The sequence below is a fragment of the Photorhabdus noenieputensis genome, from assembly GCF_018448935.1.
GTDB lineage: Bacteria > Pseudomonadota > Gammaproteobacteria > Enterobacterales > Enterobacteriaceae > Photorhabdus > Photorhabdus noenieputensis.
This window is the reverse complement of sequence record NZ_RCWC01000058.1, coordinates 1-9,560: the sequence shown is the minus strand read 5'-3', so window position 1 is coordinate 9,560 and position 9,560 is coordinate 1. Positions and strand designations below refer to the sequence as shown.

Here is a 9,560-nt window from a genome sequence, read left to right as displayed (position 1 = left end):
TGCCCAGCCGTTTGAACCGGAACGGGTATGTGGCTATATGCAGCAGGCACTGGAGAGCCTGGCAGAGGCATTGGAACAAACCCCGGAAACGCCGGTACGGACGTTGAATATTCTGCCGGAAGCGGAGTGTACACTGTTGCTGAAAACCTGGAACGCCACGGAAACCGCGTATCCTGATGCATTGTGTATTCATCAATTGCTTGAACAGCAGGTGGAGCAAACCCCGGATGCGATAGCATTAGTGCATGAAGAGCAAACCCTCAGTTATGCGGAATTAAATGCTCGTGCTAACCGGTTGGCTCATCAGCTAATTGAACTGGGCGTAGCGCCGGATCAACGGGTGGCGATTTGCGTGTCGCGTTCACCGGCAATGGTGGTAGGAATATTGGCAATACTGAAAGCCGGTGGCGCTTATGTGCCGTTGGACCCGGTTTATACCGGGGAACGTCTGGCGCATATTCTGACTGATGCCGCTCCGGTTATTTTGCTGGCGGATAAGGCCGGACGTGCTGCATTGGGTGAGCAGGCACTGGCGGAACTCACCGTGCTTGACCCGAATGCATTGCTCAACCAGCGGGACGACAACCCGCAGATACCGGCACTCACTTCACGACATCTGGCATATGTCATTTATACCTCGGGTTCGACCGGGACGCCGAAAGGCGTGATGCTGGAACATCGTGGTGTCTGCAACTACCTGCTATGGGCGCGGAGTGATTACCTCACTGAAAGGCAATGCGATAGTATCGTTTCATCATCGATCGCCTTTGATGCCACGGTTACTAGCCTTTACCTGCCTTTACTGTGCGGCGGCAAGCTCCATTTGCTCGGTGACGGGCAGGAGCTGGTTGAATTGCTCCCTGCGTTGTTGTCAATGGAATCAGGCGCTTTGGTTAAAATTACGCCCGGTCATCTTTCGGCAATAGGGCAGAAATTGAAAACGATGGGACGAACATGCCCGGCTCACTGCTTTATCGTGGGGGGAGAGGCACTGCCCGGTTCCACTATTGCACTTTGGCAAACATTATCCCCTGGATCACGCATCATCAACGAGTACGGCCCAACCGAAACCGTCGTGGGTTGTACGGTGTTTGATATCAATCATTCGAGCGGTTTTGCCGATAACGTACCGATTGGCCGCCCAATATCCAATACCCAGATTTACATTCTCGATACCCACGGGAAACCTGTCCCAATGGGGGTCAGCGGAGAACTTTACATAGGGGGAATCGCTGTCGCTCGTGGCTACCTGAATCGGCCAGACTTGACGGCGGAACGTTTCCTGATAGATCCGTTTAGTGATCGACCGGGTGCTCGCATGTACCGTACCGGGGATGTAGTCCGCTACCTGCCGGATGGCAATCTGGAATTCCTGGGCCGCAACGACCAGCAGGTTAAAATCCGCGGTTTCCGCATTGAACCGGGGGAAATTGAGACACGTCTGATAGAGCACCCGGCGGTGCGTGAGGCGGCGGTGCTGGCGCTGGGGGATGGACAGGACAAACGGCTGGTTGCCTATATAGTGGCACCAGTGGATGACGGGTTGGTGAATAGTTTGCGCACTCACCTGAGTAAAATGTTGCCTGACTACATGGTACCGTCAGCCTTTGTGCGGTTGGATGCCTTCCCGCTAACGCCGAACGGTAAATTGGATCGTCGGGCCTTGCCGGCCCCGGACAATGAAGCGTTTGTCCGTCAGATTTATGAAGCGCCGCAAGGGGAAACGGAAATTGCATTGGCGGCTATCTGGTGTGAGTTGCTAGGGGTTGAGCAAATAAGTCGGCATGATAACTTCTTCTCGTTGGGCGGGCATTCACTGCTTGCGATGCGAATGATAAATCTTGCTGCCGGTCGGGGTTTGGTTTGCACATTGAATGCTGTGTTCCAATTCCCGGTGCTGACTGAACTGGCTGCGAAAATTACCTCAGATCTGTTGTCTCAACCGCAAAACAGCGCCATCTCGGTACGACTTGATGGGACAGGGTTGCCGCTGTTCTTTGTTCCCAGTGGCATGGGTGATTACTCCTATGTCTTCGGGCTGGCTCAGCATATCCCGTCGGACCACCCGATTTATGCACTGCCTTGGCCGTCTATTAATGAAAAACCGATGGCAACGATGGAGCAGCAGGCGGCGAGAATGATCACCTTGATAAAGGCCGTCCAGCCGGAAGGGCCCTATCGGCTATGTGGTTACTCTTCTGGTGGAATATTGGCTTATGCTATTGCTCAGCAGCTTTTGAATGCGGGTGAAGTGGTCAATTTCTTGGGATTGATTGATGTGCCTGCGCCTCATTATTTAGGGGAACAGATCATGCAACCTAAATATCGGTTCTTTATTGAACTGGCTCGACAGACAGGGGAGGAGCACACGGAAGAGATTGCGGCGTTATACCGGCGAATCGATGAATTGAATTTTGTGCAGTTTATTGAATCGGCACAAGAATTGGCGTTATATCCTGCAAATCTGCATGCTGATGTGATCGCAAAACGTTGGGAGCAGATCGAACGTTACGCGCAGATAGTTGCGAATTATGAGCCGCCAGCATTAGCAATAACGCTGCATCAGTTCTATGCGGTAGAACCTTCTCCTGCTATTTCTTTTATAGATGATGAAAAACCGGAGTCAGTGAGCATGGAACCGTCTTTGGGTTGGGCGCAGATAATGTCTGATACTTCGCTTGAACTGATTGCGATACCGGGCAACCATTTTAGTTTATTGGAGGATGATGAGAATAAAACCGCTTTAGCTCAGGCTTTGAATAGGGCACTGGTTATCAGTTGTGATGAGGAGACATCGTAATACTGATATAGTCAGAAGTTCTGAATAATTTAACCTTGATATGATAATCCGGTATATGCTTTTTATACCGGATTATTTTCTTTTATCCTTTTCCCCAAGGTGTATGCGCATTAACAAAAACAAAGCCGATTTTCATTTTTCACTGATAGCTTTATAGTGGGCAGGTTTTAAACTGTTTTTAAAAACATTGTTTTAATCTCTGATTTTAACCGGCATCAGGTTTTAACCGTTGGTTTCATCACTTTTACTCCCTGATTTTTATTCAGTTTAATTATCACGGCATATCGTATTTTACATTTAACAAACATGGATCATACCCGCTGTTTAGAACTTAAATCCTGCCACATTAACCGTTTTATCCCTCTTTTTTATTGCGTTATGTTTATATCTTGTTGGGTAAAATAACAGTGAGAAAACACATTAACAGGCTGGATAATATTATCTTACCTGCTTTATTCATCATACGCTGACTATTTTTTCCAGATGTTAAAACGACACTGACAGACCATAAATGGCTTTTTAACGACGGTTTTATCATATGCAGATAAAGCGTCTCTGACCTTATCTGAATGAGTGAAAATCTCTGTCACGCCTTGTTTTCAAACAAGATGAAAAATGACAGCCCACAATGATTTAATCTGAACGAATCTTAACGTTACGAAGTCAATAAAAAACGCTAAAACGCAGCATAATGCGACGTCCGTTAATTTCTATATTATCCTGCCATGACTCATTCACTCACCCTGAGTAATACCCTGCCGGGTCCTGCTTTTTTCGGGTTAATTATGGGAAGCCGCAGGCTTTATCATTGCTTCCATCGAATAAAATTCGGATTTTTGGTGAGCGTAGCGGGTTAAAAAATTTGGGATTTATGTCACATTTATTAAGTTAATCAAATGTTCATCACTCAAACAGGCGGGACAACAGGAATTTTTTATTATATGTTCCTGAGTGGATATTAAACACATAAAACGACTGATTAGCTATCTCCACGATACTCTTAAGCCGTAATCGAATATTCCCGACGTTGCCTGTTCATACAGGTTATCAATAAGACTATCAGCGACAGACTGCTGGTGCCTTTATAGCTTTATAGATAGTTCTGACGAAACTTGCAAATGATAAGGGAAGCGTGATGTCATGCCAAAAAAACCGATTCAACCGATTTAGCACCGAACAAATCTCTGACCGCCTGAGTGCTCCAGGCACCGACGGTCTAACATGCAACCTGTCCCCACCCCGGCTAAAACAGAGACTCACCATAAAGACCTCATTTCAGCCCCGTCTGAGTGATGAACCATAGTGTCCGGGAGGAGCCATGAGCGTATTGATGATGGCCTGGCTGGGGGCTGGTGCCGCGCAGCGCGCAACCAGACCCGAGACGGCCTCCGCGGGGCATGCGCCGCCGCCGACCGAAAGCAGCACTTCTGCCGATACGGCGCTGAATTATCTGGAAAGTGAGGATTTTCAGCGTCATTCGCTGGCGGCGGCGATAACGTATGCCGCTGCGGCAGGCGGTGCCTCCGCCGTCCTCCCGCTGGTCGCCGGGGTGGCCGCCGGGAAACTGGGGGCTCAGATAGGCAATGATATCGGCGAAAACCTCACGCATGGCGCGATGGGTTTTTTCGGCCAGCGTACGGTCGCCACCGAAGGCCAGGCCCCGGCCCGGCTCGGGGATGCGATTGCCCACCAGAACAAAAGCGCCGGATTATGGGGGGCGCTGGGCGGCGTGTTGCTCGGCGCGCTGGCGGCGGTGGCCGTCGGCGGGTTAATTGTGGCGACCGGCGGCCTGGCGATGGCCGTGGTCGCCGGGGCAGCGGCTGGCCTGGCGGGCGGTTTTGTCGGCGGACTGGTCTCGTCCGTGGGCGCGGCGCTCGGGCAATACGGGGCGAATAAGGGCCAGATTGTTGAAGGGTCGCCGGATGTCTTTTTTGAAGGCCGGCCGGTGGCCCGTCAGGGGGACAAAATTGTGTGCAGCGACCACCCCGGCCCGGTGGTGATTGCCGAAGGTGCCAAAACGGTGTTTGCCAACGGCAAGCCCATTGCCCGGCTGGGCCACCGCACCACCTGTGACGCCAATATCAACAGCGCCGCCGCCTCCATTGCCCTCACCCCGCAAACCGGTGATGCCCTGACTATCCTGACCGCCAGTAACAAAGACCTGCGCTGGCTGGTCGCCATTGCTGGCCTGCTTCCGCTGCCGAGGGGCCGGAAAGACAACGGCGGCAAAGCCAAATCCGGGGCGGAACCCACCCCGTCGGTGAAAAAAACCGGCTGTGACAGCCAGCTCTGTAGCAAAGCCGGCGAGCCGGTAGACGTGGCGACCGGCGATTTCCTACAGGTCTGGCCGGTGCTGGCCCTGCCGGGGGTCTTGCCGCTGACCCTGAACCGGACTTACCGCTCCACCGCCGCCCTGGCCGGGCTGTTCGGCCCCAAATGGGCCGATGACTGGTCGCAGCACCTGCGCCGCGACGGCGAGGAAACCCATTTCACCGACGGCGAAGGGGTGATTTACACCTTCCATACCCCGACGGAAACCGTCTTCTCGGTCAACCTCCATGCCGGGCATTACCTGCTGTACGGCCAGCGCGACGGCGAACTGCGCCTGTTTAACCGCCGCACCCAGCAGATACTGAGTTTTGCCGAAGTCCAGGGCGATAAACGCCGCCTGTCCATGACAGAGGACCGCAACGGCAACCAGACCGTCTTTCATTACGATGAACACCAGCGCCTGACCCGCCTGGTCCATGCCGGCACGACGACCCTGGCGCTGCACTACGAGCACCAGCAGCTCACGGCCATTGACTGGCTGCACGCCGAACAGCGCCAGCGGCTGGTGACCTGCCGCTATGATAACCCGGGGTATCTGGCGGAATGTGACACCTTTCAGTTTCACCACCTGTGGCATGAATACAGTCCGCACGGCTATATGACCCGCTGGCATGACACCGATAAAACCGATGTCGCCATTCACTACGATAACGCGGGCCGGGTGACGGCCACCACCACCCCGCAGGGGTACTGGCAGGACCGTTTTGAATACAATGACGAACACCGCGTCACCACCTATTTCGATGCCGAAGGCGGCTGCACCCGCTACCACTATAACGCCGACGGCCTGGTGACCCGCCAGGTTGACCCGCTCGGCCATGACACCCGGACCGAATGGGATTTCAGTCACAAAACCGCCGAAACCGACCCGCTGGGCCGGACCACGGCTTATGAGTACAGCCCTTACGGCGAGCTGACCGGCGTCATGTCACCCACCGGGGACCTCACCGCTTACGATTACAATGAATACGGCCAGCTTACCCAGGTCACTCAGCCGGATGGGGCCCGCTGGCGGCTGCATTACAGCGAACAGGGCAACCTGGCCTCGGTTATCGACCCTCAGGGACGGGTTGAAGAGACCCGTTACGGCCCGCGCGGGGAAATCCTGCGCCAGGTCTTGCCCGACGGCCGCACCTGGCGCTACGGCTATGAACGGCAGCAGCTCAGTGAAATTCAGGCCCCGGACGGTGCCCTGACCCGGTTTGACACCGATGGCCTGGGCCGGCTGCTGCGGGTCACCGACGCGTTACATCAGCAGACCGACTATCACCACAGTCCGTTTCATGCCAGCCCGGCAGGCAGCGTCACCGAGATACAGTTACCGGATGGCATCCGGCAGACGATTGACTACGACAGCGAGCGCCGGGTCTCGGCGGTGACTGACGGGGAAGGCCGGACCACCCGCTATACCTATGACGCCTTTGACCGGCTCAGCCGCCTCACCCGCCCGGACGGCACCGCCCTGACCTTTGGCTACGACCGGCTAACCCGCCTGAAAACCGTGACCAACGAAACCGGCGACACCTACCATTACACCCGTGACCCAGCCGGGCGGGTGATGAGCGAAACCGATTTTACCGGCCGGACCATTCATTATCAGTATGACGCCGCCGGACGCCGCCTCACCGCCCGTTACCCCAATCACCAGTTGCTGCGCTGGTGTTACACCGACGACGACCGCCTTACCCGCCAGGAAGCGTGGCAGGAAGAGGCCGACCGGTGCACGTTATGCTCGGTCACCACCTACGACCACGACGCGCAGGGACGGCTGGTCCGGGCCACTAACCCGGACGCGGTGGTGGCGTTTGCATACGATGAGGCCGGCCGCCTGACCCGGGAGACGATTAACGGGCGTGCCGTCAGCCATCAGTGGGACCCGCGAAGCGGCCTGCCCACCGGCCGCCAGGTGGACACCCTGCCCGCGGTCAGTTGGTACTACGGCCTCAACGGCCGGCTGATGCAGTGGCAGCTCGACGACCATGCCCCGTTACAGATGCAGCATGACGGGCTGGGCCGGGAAATCGCGCGGGAAAGCGCCGCCGGCTTTATCCAGTCACAGGCTTACACCCCGGTCGGACTGCTGGCCCATCAGACCGCCGGACGCAGCTCCGACTGGTTCAAACAGACCCTGTACGAAGCCGACCCGCATTTCCCGCCGCGGGGCAGCGCGGTGACCCGCCACTGGCATTACACCCCGGCCTACAACGTGGCCTGCATTGAAGACCCCCGCTGGGACGAGACGCGCTACGGCTACAACGTCAACGACCAGGTGGTGACCACCCAGTTTGGCGGGCCGCGGGCCTGTGACGAACAGTTTGTGTACGATGCCGGCCAGCATCTGCATTACCAAAAACGGGTGCCGGAACGGCTCAGTGAAGACCTGCGCCAGAGCTACCACACCCAGCAGGCGGGCCGGGTGATTCAGCACGGGGCCTGCACGTATCGCTACGATGAAAACGGGCGGCGGACAGAGAAAACCGAACAGCGGCGGGGCTACCGGCCGCGGACCTGGCGCTACCGCTGGGACGCGCAAGACCGGCTGACCGGCTTTATCAGCCCGGAAGGGGTGCGCTGGCGTTATTGCTATGATGCCTTCGGGCGACGGATTAGCAAGCGGAAGGAGACAGACACCGCCGGACCGCCGGTGAAACCAACCGCGATAATCGGCTATGATTACCTGTGGAGCGGCGAGCAGCTGATTGAAGAGACCCCGGTATATGCGGATGGCACTGTCGGGTATGAACAGAGCATTCACTGGCTGTATGAGCCGGGGGCCCTGACCCCTTCGGCCCGGTTTGAAAAAGGCCGGCTATACTATGTGGTGAGTGATCACCAGGGAACGGTGCGGGAAATTCTGACTGAGGCAGGGGAGCTGATATGGGCCGGCCGGTTACTCACCTGGGGCGAGCCAGAATGCTGGCCGGTGCTGACAATTAATGACCCGCGGAACCTGACGTGTCATCTGCGGTTTTGTGGGCAGTATGAGGATGAGGAAAGCGGTTTATTTTATAACCGGCACCGTTATTACGAGAGGGAAACAGGCCAGTACTTATCGCCAGATCCGCTAAACTTAAGGGGTGGCGTAAGTCCTTATAGTTACGTGCATAATCCGGCGAACTGGATTGACCCCTTAGGGCTGACTAACCTCCCTGTATCGTATTGGCCTCCTAATGATGGTGCATTTGGACCTGTAAAGAATACGATTTTGGAACCAGGAACTATAATAGATCGCTATGGGTATACAGGAGGATATTATACGTCACCTGTTGGCACACCATATTCTATGCGAGCTCTTCCCCCGGGAACTGATACAATGAAACCGTATTCTGTTTATAAGGTGATGAAACCAATCTCTAATGTATCAGAAAGCAAAATTGCTCCGTGGTTTGGAGAAATAGGGCTTGGTACGCAATACAAACTTGAAAAATCTGTACAAGAATATTTAGATTCTGGTCATTTAATAGAAGCAGGCAAAAAAGGTAATAAATGTGGATAAGAATAGTTTAATTAGGACTTTGTCCTCTATGAAAATACCTAAAGATAGTTATTCTATTGATTCAATAGAGAATGAATCTCTTTGCTTGATAAAAGACGGTATATTGTGGTCTGTCTTTTATAGTGAGCGTGGTCAGCGATCTGGAGAAGAACATTTTAATCAAGAAGAAGCTGCTTGTAAGGCTTTTCTTCAAAGATTAAAAAAAATGCTAGGTTTAAAGTGAAAAATAAGGCCGGAGAGATCCTCTGGTCTTTTTATGAGCTCGTTCCCGTACTCGCCATCTCCGCCCCGTCCGACCTCGCGGGCGGGAGCTACCTGTTGAAAACCGTCGATAAGCGGGCCGAAACCCGATTATGACATCGGGGAAAAAGTGAGCTAAAATCGGCAAAGTGCACATCGGGGTTTTGGGTTCGCGGCGGTGAGTGCAGTGGGACGAAGTGGCTCTTTAACAGGTTGTTATTAAAGAAAAAATCCCGGCCAAAAAGTATGGTCGTGTCGGGGCAGTCCCTAGACCCATTTGGGTTAGCGAAGTGCCCTCTGCCGCCTAAAAAAATTAATTTAACCAAAGATGGTGTTCAGCATGTTAAAGATAGGCATGTCGGTAATGTCGATGGTTGGTCTCATAAAAGCAAATGGACTCTTAATAATGCTGACGTTAAGTCAACAATAAGAGATGTATTCCGTAATCCAGATAGAATTACTCGTGATGGAGACCGATTTATATATGAAAAAGTGTTGAAAAGAGATATTGGCGTGACTCCAGAAGGAGAAATATTAAATAAAGTAAGGGTTGTTACTGAATCAAAGTAATGTTCCGGTGAACTCACCTTGCGTTGTCAGATAGCAACAAGATGGATGTTAACTGAAGGTATTATCAGGCCAGGGAAGCAGCTCATTCAGCCGGCTGTTCGGCGTAATGTTCCGGTGAACTCA

Annotated in this window: 4 protein-coding genes; all 4 read left to right on the top strand. The window is 53.7% G+C overall.

The features are described from left to right. The coding region (locus tag EAE91_RS22500) for a non-ribosomal peptide synthetase (RefSeq protein ID WP_214090407.1) at positions 1 to 2,800 on the top strand (2,800 nt) is incomplete at its 5' end. 1,318 nt (positions 2,801 to 4,118) lie between these two features. After that, the gene (locus EAE91_RS22495) at positions 4,119 to 8,627 is read left to right on the top strand and encodes a glycohydrolase toxin TNT-related protein (RefSeq protein WP_214090406.1); all 4,509 of its coding nucleotides are present in this window, start codon (positions 4,119 to 4,121) and stop codon (positions 8,625 to 8,627) included. Between the two features lie 28 nt (positions 8,628 to 8,655). After that, complete coding sequence (locus EAE91_RS22490; protein WP_214090405.1) at positions 8,656 to 8,850, top strand: hypothetical protein; 195 nt, start codon at positions 8,656 to 8,658, stop codon at positions 8,848 to 8,850. Positions 8,851 to 9,119: 269 nt separating this feature from the next. Next, positions 9,120 to 9,437 (top strand): hypothetical protein, encoded by a 318-nt coding sequence (locus tag EAE91_RS22485; RefSeq protein WP_214090404.1) that lies wholly within the window; start codon positions 9,120 to 9,122, stop codon positions 9,435 to 9,437. Positions 9,438 to 9,560 lie beyond the last annotated feature (123 nt).

What these genes read in the sequence shown, in the direction of transcription:
- EAE91_RS22490 (WP_214090405.1), top strand. Translation starts at nt 8,656, where the DNA reads ATGAAAATACCTAAAGATAGTTATTCTATTGATTCAATAGAGAATGAA.
- EAE91_RS22495 (WP_214090406.1), top strand. Translation starts at nt 4,119, where the DNA reads ATGAGCGTATTGATGATGGCCTGGCTGGGGGCTGGTGCCGCGCAGCGC.